Origin of the sequence: Pseudomonas sp. NFACC02, assembly GCF_900110765.1 — a bacterium.
Taxonomy (GTDB): domain Bacteria; phylum Pseudomonadota; class Gammaproteobacteria; order Pseudomonadales; family Pseudomonadaceae; genus Aquipseudomonas.
The window spans coordinates 1-18808 of the sequence record NZ_FOEO01000015.1 but is presented as its reverse complement, the minus strand read 5'-3'; the positions used below and the strand labels follow the sequence as shown (position 1 = coordinate 18808).

General features: G+C 58.9%; 14 protein-coding genes. 5 read left to right on the top strand and 9 right to left on the bottom strand.

Annotation, left to right across the window (positions count from 1 at the left end; translation table 11 throughout):
• Nucleotides 1-91 precede the first annotated feature (91 nt).
• Nucleotides 92-1009: a histone deacetylase family protein gene (locus BMY73_RS14360; protein ID WP_062389931.1), complete on the bottom strand. Its 918-nt coding sequence runs from the start codon at nucleotides 1007-1009 to the stop codon at nucleotides 92-94.
• Nucleotides 1010-1136: 127 nt separating this feature from the next.
• Here BMY73_RS14360 and BMY73_RS14355 point away from each other — a divergent pair, with 127 nt between their 5' ends.
• The 3 genes from BMY73_RS14355 (at nucleotide 1137) to BMY73_RS14345 (ending at nucleotide 3298) form a co-directional block, all read left to right on the top strand.
• Nucleotides 1137-1700, top strand: a complete 564-nt coding sequence (locus tag BMY73_RS14355; protein WP_062389936.1) for a GNAT family N-acetyltransferase — start codon at nucleotides 1137-1139, stop codon at nucleotides 1698-1700.
• A gap of 126 nt (nucleotides 1701-1826) precedes the next feature.
• Nucleotides 1827-2696, top strand: coding sequence for an acyl-CoA thioesterase II (tesB, locus tag BMY73_RS14350; RefSeq protein ID WP_092407878.1), 870 nt, complete (start codon nucleotides 1827-1829; stop codon nucleotides 2694-2696).
• Nucleotides 2693-3298 carry an HAD family hydrolase gene (locus tag BMY73_RS14345; RefSeq protein ID WP_062389942.1) on the top strand — a complete coding sequence of 202 codons (606 nt, stop codon included), beginning with the start codon at nucleotides 2693-2695 and terminating at the stop codon, nucleotides 3296-3298. Before tesB ends, BMY73_RS14345 begins: the two co-directional genes overlap by 4 nt.
• A gap of 162 nt (nucleotides 3299-3460) precedes the next feature.
• Here the strand turns inward: BMY73_RS14345 and BMY73_RS14340 are convergent, their stop codons facing one another.
• On the bottom strand, nucleotides 3461-4450 hold the full coding sequence (locus BMY73_RS14340) for a hypothetical protein (protein ID WP_092407876.1): 990 nt from the start codon (nucleotides 4448-4450) through the stop codon (nucleotides 3461-3463).
• A gap of 4 nt (nucleotides 4451-4454) precedes the next feature.
• Nucleotides 4455-5348 (bottom strand): KPN_02809 family neutral zinc metallopeptidase, encoded by an 894-nt coding sequence (locus tag BMY73_RS14335; protein ID WP_092407874.1) that lies wholly within the window; start codon nucleotides 5346-5348, stop codon nucleotides 4455-4457.
• Nucleotides 5349-5656: 308 nt separating this feature from the next.
• Here BMY73_RS14335 and BMY73_RS14330 point away from each other — a divergent pair, with 308 nt between their 5' ends.
• Together BMY73_RS14330 and BMY73_RS14325 are read left to right on the top strand one after the other, a co-directional pair.
• The gene (locus BMY73_RS14330) at nucleotides 5657-6739 is read left to right on the top strand and encodes a type III secretion system chaperone (protein ID WP_139214229.1); all 1083 of its coding nucleotides are present in this window, start codon (nucleotides 5657-5659) and stop codon (nucleotides 6737-6739) included.
• Nucleotides 6736-8553 carry a hypothetical protein gene (locus tag BMY73_RS14325; protein WP_092407870.1) on the top strand — a complete coding sequence of 606 codons (1818 nt, stop codon included), beginning with the start codon at nucleotides 6736-6738 and terminating at the stop codon, nucleotides 8551-8553. The genes BMY73_RS14330 and BMY73_RS14325 overlap by 4 nt, the downstream gene beginning before the upstream one ends.
• 345 nt (nucleotides 8554-8898) lie before the next feature.
• Here BMY73_RS14325 and BMY73_RS14320 read toward each other — a convergent pair whose 3' ends face one another.
• The 6 genes from BMY73_RS14320 to BMY73_RS14295 form a co-directional block, all read right to left on the bottom strand.
• Nucleotides 8899-9864, bottom strand: coding sequence for a hypothetical protein (locus BMY73_RS14320; RefSeq protein ID WP_062389959.1), 966 nt, complete (start codon nucleotides 9862-9864; stop codon nucleotides 8899-8901).
• Nucleotides 9851-10594 (bottom strand): hypothetical protein, encoded by a 744-nt coding sequence (locus BMY73_RS14315; RefSeq protein ID WP_062389963.1) that lies wholly within the window; start codon nucleotides 10592-10594, stop codon nucleotides 9851-9853. Before BMY73_RS14315 ends, BMY73_RS14320 begins: the two co-directional genes overlap by 14 nt.
• Nucleotides 10587-14084 carry a T6SS effector BTH_I2691 family protein gene (locus tag BMY73_RS14310; RefSeq protein ID WP_062389966.1) on the bottom strand — a complete coding sequence of 1166 codons (3498 nt, stop codon included), beginning with the start codon at nucleotides 14082-14084 and terminating at the stop codon, nucleotides 10587-10589. The genes BMY73_RS14315 and BMY73_RS14310 overlap by 8 nt, the downstream gene beginning before the upstream one ends.
• Nucleotides 14081-14962: a DUF4123 domain-containing protein gene (locus tag BMY73_RS14305; RefSeq protein ID WP_062389969.1), complete on the bottom strand. Its 882-nt coding sequence runs from the start codon at nucleotides 14960-14962 to the stop codon at nucleotides 14081-14083. Before BMY73_RS14305 ends, BMY73_RS14310 begins: the two co-directional genes overlap by 4 nt.
• 474 nt (nucleotides 14963-15436) lie before the next feature.
• Entirely contained in the window at nucleotides 15437-17068 is a 1632-nt protein-coding gene (locus BMY73_RS14300) for a methyl-accepting chemotaxis protein (protein WP_092407868.1), read from the bottom strand.
• A gap of 204 nt (nucleotides 17069-17272) precedes the next feature.
• A complete protein-coding gene (locus tag BMY73_RS14295) occupies nucleotides 17273-18565 on the bottom strand; it encodes an MFS transporter (RefSeq protein WP_062389975.1) in 1293 nt (430 codons plus the stop codon).
• Nucleotides 18566-18808: the final 243 nt, after the last annotated feature.

The following is an 18808-nucleotide window of genomic DNA, read 5'->3' as shown; positions in this document are numbered from 1 at the left end:
CGCCTTGCGCTGTATGACGTGCATCGCGTTGCGCTCAGGTTATCCACAGGCGGTTCCACAGTGGTTGTGGGTAAACCTGCTCGCGCACTTTCTACAACCCTTCCGACCTCCACACCCGTTGCGCGCTGTGATGCAGAATGCCGTGCCGGCGTGCCAGGGCTTCACGGTCCTTGCTGTACCCGCCTCCAATGACGCCCATCACCGGGATGTCTCGCCCCAGACAGTGGCGCATCACGGCTTCATCCCGCCGCGCCACGCCATCGTCGGTCAACTGCAGGTAACCCAGCGCATCGTCCTTATGCACATCGACACCGGCGTCATACAGCACCAGGTCAGGTCGATACAGCGGCAGCAGGTAATTGAGCGTGTCGTCGACTACTTTCAGGTAATCCTCGTCGCCCATGCCCATCGGCAATGGAATGTCCCAGTCACTCTGGGCCTTGCGTGCCGGAAAGTTCTTTTCGCAATGCAGCGAAACGGTGATCGCGTCGTCGGTGTGTTCGAGAATGCGCGCCGTACCATCGCCCTGATGGACGTCGCAGTCGAAGATCAATACTCGGTCGACCCGGCCGCTCTGCAGCAGGTAATGACTGATGATCGCCAGATCATTGAAGATGCAGAACCCCGCGGGATAATCGTAATGCGCATGATGGGTGCCACCCGCCAGGTGACAGGCCAGGCCGTGCTGCAGCGCTTTTTCGGCAGTCAGCAACGATCCGCCGACGGCGCGCACGGTACGTCGGGCCAGGTCCTCGTTCCAGGGCAACCCCAGACGACGCTGATCTTCGCGCGACAGGTCGCCGTCCATGTAGCGCCTGATATACGAAGGGTCATGGGCAAGCGCGAGAATGTCGTCGGGGCAAACCTGTGGACGGAATAACTGAGCATCTGTGGTCAGTCCGCTGTCAATCAAGTGGTCGTGTAGCAGACGGAATTTATCCATCGGGAAACGGTGGTCGGGCGGGAACGCCGGGCTGTAGTCTTCGTGATAGATAAGCGGCAGAGACATGTGTGCATACGCGTAAGGTTCGTCGGGAAATCTTGCCAGTTGTGACCGCGAACGCACAGCGATTTGGCTGAACCCGTTGTGGCGATACTGGTGAACACTTTGAGGTGCGGGGCAGGGGAGATGTTCAATGGAGCCGATACTTGAGCTCAACAGCGCACGCTTGTTGATGCGTCAGTGGCGAGATGATGATTTGCCAACCTTTGCTCACATGTGCGCCGATCCGCAGGTGATGCGGTATTTTCCTGCGCTGCTCACGCGGCTCGAAAGCGCCAAGATGATCGGCCGCATGCGGGGGCATTTTGCCGAATACGGCTTTGGTCTGTGGGCGCTTGAGCGCAAGGATACGGGCGAGTTCATCGGTTTCACCGGTTTGAACGTGGTGGGCTTTGACGCCGCGTTTACCCCGGCGGTGGAAATTGGCTGGCGCCTGGCACGAGAACATTGGGGCCTTGGGTATGCCAGTGAAGCCGCGTGGACGGTCCTGGGCTGCGGATTCGAACATGTCGAGCTGGATGAAATCGTGTCGTTCACGGCGGTCAGCAATTTGCCGTCGCAGAAGGTCATGCAAGCCATTGGCATGCAGAACGATCCGGCCAATGATTTCGATCACCCGAATCTGCCGGAAGGCCACCCGTTGCGGCCTCACGTGCTCTATCGCATCAACCGCCAGCAGTGGTTGGCGACCTTGTGATTCGTGGGAATCGAGCTACAAACACCTGTATCATTTCGCCCACCGCCCCATGACCGCCATTCTTCGTCGTCTATGGGCGGTTCGTGCAATGAATGGTGTGTGAAGACCGTGTGTGAGGAATCCCGAATGAGCCATGTGCTGGATGATCTGGTATCGCTGTTGAGCCTGGAGCCGATCGAAGAAAACCTCTTCCGGGGGCGCAGCCAGGACCTTGGTTTCCCCCAGCTCTTTGGTGGCCAGGTGCTGGGCCAATCGCTGTCGGCGGCGAGCAAGACGGTCGAAGACGAGCGCCATGTGCATTCCTTGCACGGCTACTTTCTGCGCCCCGGCGATGCGCACCTGCCGGTTGTCTATCAGGTAGACCGCGTGCGCGACGGCGGCAGTTTCAGCACCCGCCGCGTGACGGCCATCCAGAAGGGCCAGCCCATTTTTACCTGCAGTGCCTCATTCCAGTACGACGAGGAAGGCTTCGAACACCAGAGCCAGATGCCGCAGGTCGTGGGCCCGGAAAACCTGCCGTCCGAAGTCGAACTGATGCGTCAGCGCGAGCACCTGATTCCCGCACACATGAAAGACAAACTTCTGTGCCCCAAACCCATCGAGTTTCGCCCGGTCACCGAGTCCGACCCGTACAACCCCAGGCCGACCGAGCCGGTAAAGTACGTCTGGTTCCGGGCGGATGGCACGCTCCCGGACATTCCGGCGTTGCACAAGTACATGCTCGCTTACGCTTCCGACTTCAATCTCCTCACAACCTCGTTGCTGCCTCACGGCAAAACGGTCTGGCAGAAGGACATGCAGATCGCCAGCCTCGACCATTCGTTGTGGTTCCACGGCGAGCTGCGGGCCGATGACTGGCTGCTCTACGCCATGGACAGTCCGTGGGCAGGCAACTCACGGGGTTTCTCACGGGGCAGTGTCTACAATCGGGCTGGCAAGCTCGTCGCTTCGGTGAGTCAGGAAGGCTTGATTCGCCATCGCAAGGACTGGTCGTGAGTCTCCGGCAACTGCGTCACTGGGTGTTCGACATGGACGGCACCCTGACCATCGCGGTGCATGATTTCCCCGCCATCAAACGCGCCCTTGGCATCCCGCAGGAGGACGACATTCTCAGCCACCTGGCGGCATTGCCGGCGGACATTGCAGCGCAGAAGCATGCGTGGTTGCTGGAGCATGAGCGCGAACTGGCCGTGGCATCGAAACCTGCGCCGGGGGCCGTCGAGTTGGTACGGGAGCTGGCCGCTCGCGGTTATCGACTGGGCATTCTTACCCGCAATGCGCGAGAGCTGGCGCACGTCACGCTCGAAGCGATTGGCATTGCCGACTGTTTCAATGTGGAAGACGTGCTGGGGCGCGATGAAGCACTGCCCAAACCTGATCCGGGCGGCCTGCTGAAACTGGCCCAGGCCTGGAGCGTCGAGCCATCGCAGATGGTGATGGTCGGCGATTACCAGTTCGACCTGGCCTGCGGGAAAGCAGCCGGCACGCACACGGTGCTGGTCAACCTGCCGGAGAATCCGTGGCCGGAATTGACGGACTGGCATGCGCGGGATTGCAGGGTGTTGCGTGAGATGGTGCAGGAAGGACGCGAGCCCTGATACTGAGATGATCGTTCCGCGTGGTAACGGGGACCGTCACAGGATGCCATTACCACGCGGAGCGTGGGAACGATCATGGGCGCTGAACCTTACGCTCGAAATTGCAGGAGCCATTGAGCCGGCTCCTGCAGTCGATCGGGGTGGATCATGAGCACGCGTTGATCAATTCCCCTTGAACAACGCCGCCTGGCCCTCAGGCGAGGTGAACATCCCGTTGCCGCTGTGGCCTACGCCTTTGACTTCCACCAGACGCTGATTCAGGCCTTCAGGATGGCGCTTGGTCAGGTAATCGAAGTAGTTGTGGCCACGCGCCAGCCGATAGGGCCCTTGGGCTTCGGCGGCGCAGTCTTTGTCCAGCGCAGGATGGTTCGGATCGGTGTCCAGTTCGCCCAGCAAGTACGTGATATCACGCTTCACATACCCGGCCTCCAGCTCTGCGGCGGTTTGCTTGTCCGCATAGGCCGGCAGCTTGTTCAGACCGTATTTCCAGGTGTCGAACGTCGGGCACGTGGCGGTCGTCACCGGCAGCGGCCGCGTGGCGTCGAAGTACGCATAGGACGACGGGTTGGCGATCACATAGCGCAGCTTGATGCCTTCCTTCTTCAGCAGCGCGTCTTCCTTCCCGCCGATCATCGCGTAGCGTTGCACCACCTGTGCCCCACCCGAGTGCCCGGCAATCACGATTTCTTTCAGGTTCGGGAACAGCTTGCTGTCGCTCAACCGCTTGAGGATATGATCGATGACCACGAACGAGCTGACTGGCTTGGCCCCGATCGATTTGTCACCGGCCATCCAGTCGTTGCCGTGCCAGCGCAGGATCGTTTCCGGCAAATGGTGAGCGGCGATGTCCTTTTCGTTGAGGAACTGTGGCGCGATCAGCAGGGTTCGGGAGCGCTGCTTGGACTGGTTCGCCGCGCGTTCGACACTGCGTAGATAGGTCTGCGCATTGCGCAGACGTCCGTGAAAGACAATGACCACCCGCTGAATCTGCGGGCTGGGACGCACCCAGCTTTGGCTCAGGCCCAGTGTGGCCTGTGACGTTCCGTTGATCAGTAGCCGGTCGGGGCTGATGGCTTTGACCGCCTGATCCGCAGCATGAGCAGTGACGCTCATCAGGGTGCCCAACAACAGGATCGAAAGCGGTTTCATCATGTGATCAGAGGCTCTTGGCGGCGAATGTATCGCATTGGTTGATTTGTCCTTGGGCAAAACCTGTCTTGAACCAGCGCACTCGCTGGGCAGACGTCCCGTGTGTGAACGAGTCCGGTACTACACGCCCTTGGCTCTGCTGCTGCAAACGGTCATCGCCAATGGCGTTGGCGGCGTTCAGCGCCTCTTCAATATCACCCGGTTCAAGCCAGTTCAAACGCTTTTGCGCGTTATAGGCCCAAACACCGGCAAGGCAGTCGGCTTGCAACTCCTGACGCACCAACAGACCGTTGTCTCCCTCCATGCGCATGCCACGCTGGCGGGCGGCGTCAACTTTAGCTGAAACGCCCAGCAAGGTCTGCACATGGTGGCCAACTTCATGTGCAATCACGTAAGCCTGAGCGAAATCCCCGGCGGCCTTGAACCTCTGCGTCATTTCCCGGAAGAACTCCATGTCCAGGTACACCCGCTGATCGCCGGGGCAATAAAACGGCCCGCTGGCCGAGGTCGCATAGCCGCAGGCCGACTGAACCTGCCCACGGAACAGAATCAGGGTCGGATTTTTATACTGACGCCCGCCCTGTTGGAAAATCTGCCCCCACGTGTCTTCGGTGTCCCCAAGAATCGCCCGCACGAAGTCCGCCTGCTCGTCATTGGCGGGCGGCGCCTGTCGCGTTTGCGGATTGACCGCCGAGGTTTGCTGCGTTCCCACCTGACCAGCGATCTGCCCGAGAATCTGCATGGGGTCCTGCCCGGTCAACAGACCGATGGCGACGATGATCACAATCCCGCCGATGCCCAGGCCCTTGCCGCCAATGCGCATTCCACCGCCGCCACCGCCACCGGTGTCGTCGCGCGCGTCGACGACGTTGTCGCTGCGACGTCCTTTTTTCCAGAGCATGGGGAAATCCTCTTTTTTGTCGTGTAGGAAGTGTAGACGGCGGGGGATGCCGGTTGTCTGGGACTAAGAGAGGAAGTCCGTCGAATGGTTCAGATCCTGGCGTCGACGCCTGCCATGTCCGCCACCCTGCGGTGATTCACAGATGACGATTTCGTGACGGCTGCGGGAACCGGTCCAGCGCGGCGGGCCACTCACCGGAAAACCCGTGAACACGAAGGGCGATGCTCGTAGACCAAGGGATCCATGGCGCGGCCGAGAGCGCCGCAGTGTTCACGCCCACTCGACTCGCTGACAGGAGAGTAGCCACGATGAATACCGCCCCACCCACAACGACCTTGACGATGGGCGACCTGCGCGCGATGACCGACGACGTCGCCCAGCCCGCTTCAAAAGCAAAACGCTTCCGTGAAGAGCCTGTGCGTAACTCCGGATCAGGCTCGGCGCTGGACATCTCGCCGACGCTGCAATCGTGGTTGCTGAAAGGTGCGCAGGGCGCCTCGGTCGAGAAGCCCCAGGCACTGGCGTTCTCTACCAGCGGCTTGCTCACGCTGGGCTCGACTCGAATCATGATGTTCAACCGACCGATAGGACCCGTGACCGAGTGGTGGGTGCAGGGTTACCTGCAGCCGCCTTCTATGGTCGCCCGGCATCAGTGGCATGAAATGCTGCTGTGGGCGAACAGCGTTGCCCCGGGTCTGGATCATTGCTCGTTCGGGCTGAACGAACAGGGTACTGCCGTCGCCAGCCTGCGCATTCCTTTTCATCTGGAGGGCGACGTTCAGGCATTGAGTGGGGCGCTGTCATTGATGGGATGTCTTGCCGACAGCCTGGCGCTGGGCATCAGTCATCAGCCCTCCGCGGACGCGTCGGTGCAAATGGAGCCCATCGAAGGGGGCCCAGTACTGGACGCCGACGGGCAGGTGTTCCGTGAGCGGCTCAAGCAGCACGCCGCCGCTTCTGCCGCGCAGTCGTTGACGCTCGACTGGCATCTGGGGCTGGTGGATCAGATGTTGGGTGTACTGGACATCGAGCGCAAACAGCCGTTGGGCACCGTCAGTTCAGTCACCTTGATGGGGCTTCCTGTTGAGATCATGGCGGATGGCGATGGCCGGAGCCTTTTGCTCAGCACGGTCATCAAGCGGCCGCTGCGCACGGCCGCCCAGCACAAAGAGGCATTGGTCATGAACCTGCACCTCATGACGCTGGCGGGTGCCTGTATCGCGCTCGATCCCAAAGGCACCCGTCTGTTTACGCGGTGGGACGCCACAGGGCTGGATGGCCAGGCCTTGGCGGACACGTTGATGAGTTTCGTCATGCTGGCGTTGTCTCTGCAAACGCCCGATCAGCCCGTTCGGGCGACCACTTCTTTGTCCGCGAGGACCTTCCAATGATCCCCATAAACGCACCGTCTCCTCATGCGTTGGCTTCCCGTCTGCGAGCGGAGGAACCGACACCCAATGAACTGGAAAGGGGTCAGGCCAACCCTTCACGGCTGAATGCATTCGTTCAGGCGTTTCGGGATCGCACTCACGCCGCACAGCCTCATCTTGAGACGGCGCTGGCGACTGCGGGCGCTTTCGTCGGGCAGATGGCGCAGCAGGCGATCACCTGCGGGGGGCCGACCTTCATGCGTGAAGAAGTGTCGATGCAGTTGTTTTCCGCGCTGCGGGAAAAACACCCGGCGATCGCGGTGTCCCTGCAAGTGGCTATGTCGTTGGCGACCATCCTCGCCCACACCCACGTGCGTGAAGGACGAATGAACCGCGCGACCGAGCACAACGTCGGCGTGGCAGGGCATATGGGGGTGAGTCGCGACGAGTTTGCGGGCCTGCCTGATGACGTCAGAGCCCGCAAAATAGCCAGCCAGGAGCGCGACTCCAAAGCGGTCACACGGGCTCAGATCAGTGCTGAAGCGCTCTTCGCGACCGTTTCCGTGATCGGTCTGGCGGCGGGCAACCATGACCTGACTTCCCGGTTGTTTGCCACGCAAATGCGGAATCTGGTGTATGCCGCAACACGGGAAAGCGGTCAGGCCACGCTTGCGTTCACCCGCTCATCGGGCGCCACCCACGGCGTCAACGAGAAGAACATGACGAAAATGGCGTGCGTTTATACGGTCATGACCCTGGCGATGGGCATGGCTCAAGATGCCCTGGCGCGGCGTCTGCTGCCGGATGGACAGCAGGTGTCCGGCGGCGGTGTGAGTGGGCCTGACGGGAAGCAACTGACAGGGAGCGAGTTACAGAAGGCCATCGCGCTGGTCGCCACGGCGCGCGCCGTTTGCAACACGGCGGTCGAGGTGGTCGATGCTTTCCTGGGCAAGCATTTCGAGAACAAGCAGGTCGGAGGACAGCAAAGCGCACAACGGTTCGACGCGGCGGCGCTACTTCCGGCCAAAGACTACCAACGGCTGCTGGATCATTCCCCGACGCGGTTAGCGTGGAATAACAGTGCCAACGCCGCATCCTTGATCTTTCAACAAGTCACAAACGCAGCGGGCCACCCCGCCGCAGGTGTTGTCAGCCTGTTGAATAACTCGGTCAGCGCCGCTGCGTTCGGACTGATGTATCCGATGATCAACCAGACCTACCAGGCCCACGCCAAAATTCGCGCCGAAGTCGCCGCTGCCCCAGCGCTCCCTGAGGTGACCGACGTGGTGGATGACGAAACGGCGGCGCCGGGCACCCCGGTCAGTGAAACACCTCCGCGGCCTGCGTCTAACGAATTTGTGCTGGGTGAGCTTCCATCAACCCGCTCCAGGCCGGGTGAGGAGGGCTCAGGTCACGTGTCGAGGCAGTCGTCCAGGGCGCCATCGCCTGCTCCGAGAACACCCGCCAGTCCTTTAGCGAGCGAACACCGCGCGGGTTCACCCGTGGCTGAACCGCTCGCGGCTTCTTCCGACAGCGACGAAGAAGTGATCGAAATCGAAACGCCCGGCGCGGCACTGCTGAGGGAAAGTCTGGCCGCCGAAGCACTCCAAGCCGCGCGTAGCGAGGGCGGACTGGATGGGGCGAGTCTCTCCAGCCATGAGCGCAGCCCTTCCGAATATTCGACAGAGACGATCAGTTCGGCGCCACTGCCTCCTCTGCCGCCGTCACCCGCCTCATCGTCCTCTGTTCCACCGTCAAGATCGCAATCTGTTGAACCGCCGAGCACACACCGGGAGGACACCGAAAACACCCGCCCACGCTCGGCATCGTTTTAAGCACTGCGGGGCTGGCGAATGTTGACCCATCGCTGGTCTCTGGTGAAGCGAACGGCGAAATTCATTGTTTTGTGGGTTATGCCCAATATTGCGAAAACACAGGGCAGTGTAAAAATATGTGCTGATTAGTATGTTGGGTAAATAGTTTCCAAGCGACGGGGAGAATGGATCTAGGCATAAGTTATCCCCAGTAATGCCAAAGAGCTAATCATGCAGCTCGCAACAAACGTGTTGTAGTTGCGTGTTCGAATTGTGCGGCCCGTCAGCTCCGACTCGTCTGCACGCTTCCATCGCAGCTGCGCTGGAAGCTCAAGGGGGTTGTCGAAATTAAGTACTCCACTCATCTCAATCAGTACTCATAGGTACATTAACTTTGGCTCTAACGGACGGTACGCTGGGCAGCAGGTGCGGAGTGATGAACGCGGCGATAACTTCTTTCTGGTTTCGTTTGCAGTAGATATTTATGTTCCATTCAGTTTCGAATTGATCACCGTCTAGAATCATTTTATATTTTAAGTCAACCAGTTCTCGGTTAGTTGCAATGGCGATTTGGGTGAACTCATTCCACGTGAACACCAGATGATGGTACTGCCTGTGCAGTGCCCGGAAATTCTTCGAGTATGCCATTTGGAGATACATCAATCCTACGCCTCCGGGTCCAACCAACGCGCCGATCAAGAAACTGGGGTCGATGGTGGCCATGGAAATAAAAATGATTGCAGTTATTCCAGCGATCCATCTGAGGGCGGGTAGAGCCCATTTAGGGAAGTCTTTCCATTCGCAGCACTCTAACCCCGAGTGTGTGAAGCGATAGGCGAAATTCATTTTTTGGTGGGTCATGGTTGAAATTGTGAACAATAACACTGTAAAAAATAATGCGCTCCACAGTATCTCTGAAGAGGAGCTTGCGCTGAAAGTTTTGCTGGGGTGTCCTATGTATGTGAGTAGAGATATTAGTGTGGCCATAAAGGCAAATATGCAGTTGGCAACAGTAGTGTTGTAATTGCGTGTGCGGATTGTCCATTCCATCAGAGCAGGCTCATCCGCAAACTTCCAATTCAACTGAGGCGGTAGCTCAAGGGGGCTGAAGAACTTAATCATTCGCCAGTCCTGCATTGGGAACAACAAAAGTATGATTGGTCGAGTGGGCTCTTTCTCCAAGACAATGTCATCTTCTTCCTTCAGCTCGCCGCTGAAAGCATTGTTGAGCCGGTCTACTTCGCGGGCAGTTTCTGCAAGCGCGACGCGAAAATATTCGCGTCCGTCACTGTGTTGGGTAACTGCACTTTCGTTAGGCTTAACGAAAAACATTTACATGCGCCACCCTGCAAGGCGTGTTGGCAGGCATCTGAGATTTAATGATTCTGATAACGTCCTGCTTATTATTTTTTTTGAAAAATATATATTCGTTCCCAATCGCCATGTAGGACGAATCCGGTTTGGAGTAGCTAAAATCGACCTCTACAATGTCCCTGTTGGTTGCAATCGTCACGCCTGTTAATTCCGTCCAATGCATGAATACATGATGGTACCGGGTGTGTAGCGCTCGAAAGTTTTTCGAGTAGGCCATTTGTAGACTCATTAACCCCATTCCTCCAGGTCCCACCAGTGCGCCGATTAAAAAGGTCGGATCGATGGTTGCCATGAATAAAAAAATGACTGCTGTCACTCCGGCGATCCATCTCAGCAGAGGGGGAGCCCATGAAGGGAAGTCTTTCCATTCACAGTGCTCCATTCCGGAGTGTGTAAGCCGGTAGGCGAAGTTAACTCGTTGGTGGGTCATGCTTGAAATAGTGAGAGCCATAACGATGTAGAACAGTGTGCACCACGTCCAACGCCAAAATTGGGAGAGATCCTGATACGCCCAATAAAGGAAAGTTGAGGCCGCTAGTGTTAGTAAGAGCAAGAAGGTGAACACAATGTTTGCAACAAAAGTGTTGTAATTTCGAGCGCGAATCGTCCAGCTCATCAGCTCGGGCTCGTCAGAACGCTTCCATTCTAATTGAATAGGCAATTCGAGAGTTTTTTTGTAATTAAACATTTTGAAGTCTCGGAATAGGGACAGCTAGTGTGAACACTCGAGTGCTTTCTTTACCCAAGACAATGTCATCTTCTTCCTTCAGCTCGCCGCTGAACGCACTATTGAGGCGGTCTGCTTCGCGGGTAGCTCCTGCCAATGCCACGCGAAACAAATAGCCGCGTCCGTCACTGCGTTGCAGTACACCTGAGGGATATTTCACTTCCAGTTCCAGCACGGGCCGAGGTTTGGGCGTTTCGATCCACATTTGCCAGACGAAATGCTGATGCTGCTCGCCATAAACGAAATCCGCCAGGTGCGAGTCACCGGGTGGGGCGTCAGGCAATTTGCCTAGCTGGTTGGGGTCGATCCAGTTGCCATTGAGGAACTGTGCGTAGAACCTGTCGGCCTTTTCAGGCAAAAGTTTCCAGGACGTGTCGTTGTCTTCGATCATCGCCGGTTGGAGGGTCAGCTGCTTGCCTGCGAGCAGGCGTGGCAGCTGGATATGCAACCAAAAGCCGTACCACCGTGCCGACAGGCGCTCTCTGTCCTGATAAAGGGCTTTTCCCACGACACTGGGGCGTTGCAGTGTTTCGAGCAGGGCTTGCATTTGCCGGTGAAAGCCTTCGTGGCCGTTCTGCCATTCGGGGATCGCTCCCCGGCCCCAGCTACAGCGGTAAAGCCACAGTCGCAATCCTTCGCGTTTGTAACGGTTGGCGGCCATGCTGACCAGCAGATAGGCTATTCCTAGAAGGGCCAGAATGATCGTTACTGGCGTGGACATTACCCAAGAAAAGCCGAACCAGTAGCCAACAGCCGCACCAACTGTCTGTACTCCAGGAACCATAAACATGCCCACTACTATGCCGAGTTTCGTATTAAGTAGTGTTTTCTCTGTTTCACTGGTTGCGCGGTCAACATCCTTGTATATCTGCCAAGCCTCCACCGCAGCGGCTACCGCTCCAAACGCCGCCCAGGTCACGGTCCGTAAGATCAATCCCTTTGAGACAGCAGCAAATTCGCTTGCTGCTGCGGCCTGAGCACTCTCGCCAGCAGCCAGCGCGTGCTTCGCTTGTGATAACCAGCGGGTGTAAGCTACTTCGGCAACACTTTGCATTTTTCTGCTCAGTTCCATGGACACCCCACCCGCCCGACTCCAAGCCGGCCCCACCCACAACGCCGCAATCGCATTGGCCGCATACGCCGCGTTGGCGGATACCGTGCGCCATTCGTCTGCGGTGAATCTGCCGTCGTTGATGGCCTGGGTGGCGCTGTTGTGCAGGTTCCATGCATTCAGCCCCACCAACAGCGCGGGCAGTGCGTTGCCCAGGTATTGGTTCATCCACGCTTTGGTGCGGTGCAGATAGTCGTAGGTGCCGTACATTTTCAGTTGTGCGAGGACTTCGGAGCGGCCCAGGTCGGCGAGCCAGGCATTAACCTTCTGTACACCGCCGGTCAGGCGCGTGCTGCCGACAACCTTGGCGGTGATCTGGTTGGGGCGCTGCAACATCAGGTGTTTGAGCTGTTCTTCAAGTCCGCGCAACGCAGTGCGCGCTGCACGTTGGTCATGAGGCGCGCCGGGTCGATGGAGGATGCTTTGATTTCGGTTGATGTCTTTCTGTATCAGGATGACCTCTCGCAGCCAGGCCTGAAAATCATGCGGATAGCGAGGGTTGAAGGTCAGTTGGGTCGCGATGGAGATTTCATGGGAAATCAGCGCTTGAGGAACCGCCAGCAGAAGAGCGGCTTCGCGCTTCATGGCCGGCAACAGCAGGACGCTCAGGCCATGCCAGGCGGCCTTGGCTTCATCGTTGGCCACCCGGATCAGCGTGTCCATCGCCTGTTTGCCGACGTCACTCATGGCTTTGTAAGTCGCGCTGTTCTTGACCGCTTCGAGGTCAAACACCCCTTTTATTTCATTGGCCCGGGTGCCGAGGCTGGTGATGTCGCTTGCGGAGTTCGGGTTGAGTACGGGCGTACTGCCGTCACTCTCGCGGCCCTGGTCGTCGAGGTTGCCGGTGCGGCTGAAATTCAGGGTCACCTGTTTGATTACGGCTGCCACTTCGGGGTTGAAGTTGAACAGCGCCAACCCGAACAAGGTGCTCGGACGCGCGGCCTGTTGGCAAAGCCAGTGCTGCCCTTTTTCGCCGTTGGCCAGCAGTGTGTAGACCATGTTTGCGGTCTGCAGCAGCTGACTGGCCTGTTTTGCGTTGCACGTGTCGTGGTAGATGTCCTCGGCGCTCGGGTCGAGGCGGTCAAGCCAGGCCAGCAGATCACCTTCGCTGCGTTGGCAATGTGCCTGAAGTCGCAGTATTTCGCTGGCGCTCTCACTCACGTACCGGCGCACCTCGTCAAAGCGAACATCTTCACGCCAGAGGCGCTTGTCGTTCCATCCCTCCACAGCTGTCTGCCATTTCTTTTGATCGGGCAGTTGGCCCCATCGGGTTTTGAAGGTGTTCTGAGCGTCAGTGACGAGGGGGCCTGCCGCCCATACCACCATCCCCGATGCTTCAACCCCCGCCACTTCTGTCGCTCGTTCGACTTCGTCGTGGGCAGCCAGCAAGGCATACAGGTCGTCACTGTAGGCCTGGCGTTGCAAAGGATTGGTCAGGGACGTGGGGATAAAAGCATCGACATCGAGGCCGCAAAGGTTCTGCACGGCGATGGCGCTTTCCAGCTTTTGTTGATGCAGTCCCTCGAACTGGCTGTACTCCATGAGACGACCACTCAGGTTCATGCTCAGGTCATCGACCATGGCAAGCGGATCGTCCAGTGCAATGAAAAGCGCAGTGTCCTGGTCCGGAACGCGGCCGCGCACCAGCGCTTCTTCAAAAGCAGCCTTGTACGCCGGATGTACCTCGCTCGGTTGAGTGGGCAACATGGTGTCGGTAAAGGCGGGCGGTTGCTGACCCTGCACCAGAATATCCGCCACGCTCTTGCCCAGCACGTGGAGGTAAGCGCCGTGTGCAACGGTTCCGGTCCTGCAGAAGTCCGACAAATCGACCGCCCGCATCCACTGGGTCTGTGCGTTGGCGCTGCTGCGCATCCGTTCGCAAGTTCGCCATGTCCACTGCACGGGCGAGTAAGCGATCCGCAGCTGGCTTCGTCGGGGGTAAAGCAGGTAGGTGCGCACCTCGCCGGGGTTGTGACGGATGTCCTGATTCAACTGAGCGTCAGTCCACGGATGACGAATGAAATGCTCCGCTTTGACCTGGTACTCATGAAAGGTCCCATCGACGGTGTCCCACACATAGACCCAGCCGTCGCGCAGTTGCCGCAGCGTATAGCTACGGGTGTGCAGCGCCGGCGACGGGGCCGCCCAGCCTTTGGGCAGAGGATTGGGACCTTGGGGACTGCCTTTGCTGGCTGGCAATTCGTCCAGCGCATAACGCACCGGGAAGATCGCCACTTCCTGGGCTGCCAGTGAGCAGAGCGCCATTCCCATCGGCTTGTCGGAAAACGCCTGGTTACGCCTGGCCTGCCTCAATTCGGCTTCTGTTGCGGGCCGGTTCATTGCAGGTTCCTCGGGTTGACGATCAGGCAGTCGTTGTCCATTTTCTGGATCCGTAACTCCGGTGTGAGCTTGAGTGCGTCAGGCACGTGTGCCAGCCATTGGTGGTACGGCCCGTCATGGTCTTGAGTGAAGCCCTCGCCCCAGCGCAAGCTGTATTCGGCCCAGATGGCGATACCGCGCTCGCTGTTGAGTCCCCAGTCCCGGGCTTCGTCGAGCCGGTCATCAAGCCACTGGGTTCGGCGGCCTTTGTCGATGCTCGCCATCAACCCCGGGTAGTTTTGCTCAAGGGACGTGTTCAAACGCTCTCTTAATCCCCAGCGCGTAGCGTGATCCAGAGCGCTGAACTGCCCATCCCCCAGGCGCGTCAGCGTTTCGTCCCACGCCGGGGTCGGTGTCTGTCGAACGTAGCTCTGCCATACGGAAGGCGACACGGGCGCCCAGGTATGGAAATGCTCCGGTACATGCCAGGCATCGATCGGGCCGAGCACCGCGTCTCGCTGTGCGTCCCCGTAGCTGCTCAGCCAGTGGAGCGTCGTCAGCGGATCGGCAAAGCGTAAAATCACCTTGTCGCCGCTGCGGCTGTCTTCAGGGGCAATGAAGCGCTGCAGATGAGTCGTCACGTCGTCCACCGACGCAGTGCTGTAAAGAAGGCTGGCGTCCGGACGGTGCACATTCCGGTGGTAGGTTTCATCGATCAGCGGCGACGACTCCGCCAGCGAGATCAGGATGGGACCTGCCGTGTGCAGCTCCGCAAAACGTGTATTGAGGAAAAGCGGCCTGATCGCCAGTACCTCCGAACGTCGATAGACATCGTGGATGGCGTCTGCGCGCATCGCGCCGTCGATTAACAGGAGGTTGGATTGCGGAGCGCTGCTCATAAAGCGTGACCTGCGTGCGAAAGCGGAACGCGACCATGATCGATTGCTGAGCATGGTGTCCCGCCAATGACGGAAGACGGCGCCGCGTCATTCAGCAGAGCGGGCACCAGAACGCGCGGATTTGAGCACGCAGGCTTGAAAGAATCTGTCAGCTAGGCGCTGGCAATAAGTAGGACATGTCTGAAGTAAGGGGCGTTATTTCCGTCGGATTCTTCCTTGAATCGTCGGGCCGACTGGTGGGTTCAATCTCCTCTGGCTGCGGTATCACCTGCCCAGCCTTCGTCGAATTGATTGCCGATCACCCGCACCGAGTCGGGGTCTTGTCGCAGCATCCATTTTTCGTTTCTGTAGCGCCGACCGGCTCAGGTCCTTTGCCTGGACCTGGGGGTGCTTCGCGTCGGCAATCACACACCTCATCAGGCCCAGGCAAAATCATGCGGCTCGCCGACCAGGATGTCGGGCTCGCGCCGCTGGTCACATCTTGAAATTAAGCACCAGTTGGTTGAGCCCTACTGCCAATTGCGACAGCTCAGAACTGGCGGCAGATGTCTGATTGGCACCTGCCGAGGTCTGCAGCGACAAGTCGCGGATGCTGGTCAGGTTACGGTCCACTTCGCGGGCGACTTGCGCCTGTTCTTCGGTGGCCGAGGCAATGCTTGTGTTGTGTTCGTTGATCTGCACGATGGCCGCTGAGATGTCCGCCAGTGCCCGGCCAGCGGCTTCGGCGACGTCCAGACTGGCTCGGGCTTTTTCGCTGCTATGGCCCATGGCATTGACGGCCTTGTCGGCGCCGGTCTGGATCGAGCCAATCATCTTCTCGATTTCGGCGGTCGATTGCTGAGTGCGGTGGGCCAGGGCACGAACCTCATCGGCCACCACCGCAAAACCGCGTCCGGCCTCGCCCGCGCGGGCGGCTTCGATCGCCGCGTTGAGGGCCAGCAGGTTGGTCTGATCGGCGATGCTGCGGATCACATCCAGCACGGCGCTGATGTTCTGTACTTCACCCGCCAGACCGTCGATCTCGACCGCCGTGGCGTCGACGGTGGTGTGCAGCTCCTGGATCACCAGCAGTGTTTCATCCACCCGGCGTGTGCCGTTCTCGGCAGAGCGTGTGGAGTTGCGTGCTGCCTCGCAAGCGTGCGCGGCGTTGCGTGCAACCTCTTCCACCGCCGTGCTCATCTGGTTAATCGCGGTGGCGGCTTGATTGATTTCGTCGTCTTGCCGCTGGATTCCGCGTAAGGCGTCCTCGGTGACAGCATTCATTTCTTCTGAGGTCGAAGCCAACTGGTTTGACGAATGGGACAGTTCGGACACCGTGGTGCGCAGGTTCTGTTGCATCACGGCGAGTGCCGCCAGCAAACGGCCGGGCTCATCCTTTCCGTCCACCAGGATTGGCTTGCCCAGATCGCTGTCGGCAATCTGTTGAGCCACGGCCAGCGCCTTTTGGATCGGTGCCATCAGGCTGCGAGTGAAAAGAGTGGCCAGCAGCAGTGTTGCAATCAGAGCGATCAGGATTGCTGCGATCACCATTTGCCGCGCCTGCGCGTAGGTGTCGTCAGCGGCTGCGTCGCAGGCTTCCATCTTCTCGCGAGCCAACTGCGAAATGGTGGCGATGTCCTTGGCCAGCACCTCCGCCGCTTGCGTTTGCTCTCCGCCCGGCTGGGTCATTGCCGTGATGACGTCCTCGCGTTTCTGCGCAATGGCCTGCAGATAACGGGCGTGAATCTCAAGATAGGTGGTCAGGTTACGCACCATCTCGGCATACACCGTCAGGCCGCGTTCGGTGATGAGCAACGGTTTGAGCTGCTGAACGTCTTTTTCCAGGTTGAGACGACCCTGATCGACACGCTTGCGCGCATGATTCACGGCGTCGTCGTTTTGTGCCACTCGAAGGCTGGTGTTGGCCAGGCGAATGGTCAACAGGTCACTTTTGATCTCATCGATCGTGAGCAGGGTTGGCAGCACGTTGTCCTGCAGTGTTTCTCGGGCGTCTTTGAGCCTTGTGGTCTGTTGGAGAGAAAACAGTCCGACGACCGTAATCAACAGCGCGAAAAAGCCAAAACAGATCAGTGATCGGGGAGCGATATTAAGATTGCGCAGATTCATAGAGGAGAGCCTATTCATATGGATGTGCTCCCCTATCGACTTGAAACGTTTCAGCTTGAGACAAATAGCCATCCAATTTGGCGTTTTTACCCTACAGGCGGGAATGGGGGCTCATGAGAAGGCTAGGAAAAAAAACAGAAGCCAGACTCTTATATTCGTGGGTCTGGCTTGGTGTTGCCGGGAGGCGGCAGAGAAGGCGTGGCGTCAGACTCGGGCTTTCTGTTTCTCGGTCACTTCGGACGGCGACGCGTCGGCAAAGTGATTCACCTGCCGCAAAGCCTTGAAGCCGACCATCCACGCACCCACCACGCCCAGCGTGCACAGCCCGCCAATGATCGCTGCGGGCACGGCGCCCCACAGTGCGGCGCTGCTGCCCGCACGGAATTCACCCAGCTCGTTGGAGGAACCGATGAACAGCATGTTCACCGCATTCACTCGTCCTCGCATGTCGTCCGGTGTCGAGAACTGCACCAGCGTCGAGCGAATGTAGACGCTGACCATGTCCGCTGCGCCCGCAATCATCAGCGCCAGCAGCGACAACCAGAACAGCGTCGACAGCGCGAACACCAGATTCGCCACGCCAAATACCGCCACCGCGATGAACATGACCATGCCGACGTTGCGGTCGAACGGCCTGACGCTCAGATAAAGTCCGGTGGCCACTTCGCCCAGGCTCATCGCACTGCGCAACGCGCCCAGGCCTTGCGGTCCCAGGTGCAGGACTTCGTGGGCGTAGATCGGCAGCAGGGCGACGACGCCGCCCAGCAGCACCGCAAACAGGTCCAGCGAAATGGTGCCGAGGATGATCGGACGCGAGCGAATGAAGGCGATGCCCGCCGTGAAGCGTTTCCAGGCGGTAGATTCCAGGAGCTGTTTTTTACCGGCATAGAGCACCGGCACGCGGATCAGCAGCAACACCCCAGCAATGAAGCTCGCCATGCACACCGAATAGGTCAGACCGCCGCCACCCGCCGCATACAGAGCGCCGCCCACCAAAGGGCCGGCGATGGTCGCGATGCGCATGATCATGCTGTTGGTGGCGATGGCGGAAGCGAGTTTTTCGCGCGGTACGACTTGCGGCAACAGGCTCTGCAGCGCCGGACCGGTGAAGGCCCGGGCACAGCCGAACAACGCCAGCGTGGCGTAGATCAATCGCGTGTCTTGATGATGGGTGACTGAGAACAGCATCAGCATCAGGCTGCACAGCGCCTGGACAGTCCAGCTGATGGTGAGGATCAGTTTGCGGTCGTAGCGGTCGATGAGGTCGCCGGCGGGCATCAGCAACAGGAGCATCGGGATGAACTGCGCAAGCCCTACATACGCCAGCGAAATCGGGCTGCGGGTCATGTCATACACCTGCCATGCGACCACCACCGCCTGGATTTGCATGGCAAACACAGCGGCGAGCCGGGCAGTCAGAAACTCGAAAAAACCGGGTTGCCGAAGGACGCTTTCTGCGGCAGGTTCGGAGGGCGAAGCAGGCGATTCAGAACTCAAGGTCAAGCATCCATCGAGGCGAAAGACGGCCGACTGTTATACACCGATAAGCAGGTATATGCCTGTGACTGTCAGAGATTTAATGATGAATGGTGCGATGTTATTTGACTTCGCCGCAGCGCCGACTGGCATCTCGCGGACCTGTACAAGCCGGCTTGCTGGCGAAGGCGCCGGGTCAGACACTGATATGTTGAATGACCCACCGCATTCGCCACTGTCGTAACCTCCAGCGGCTCCCACAGG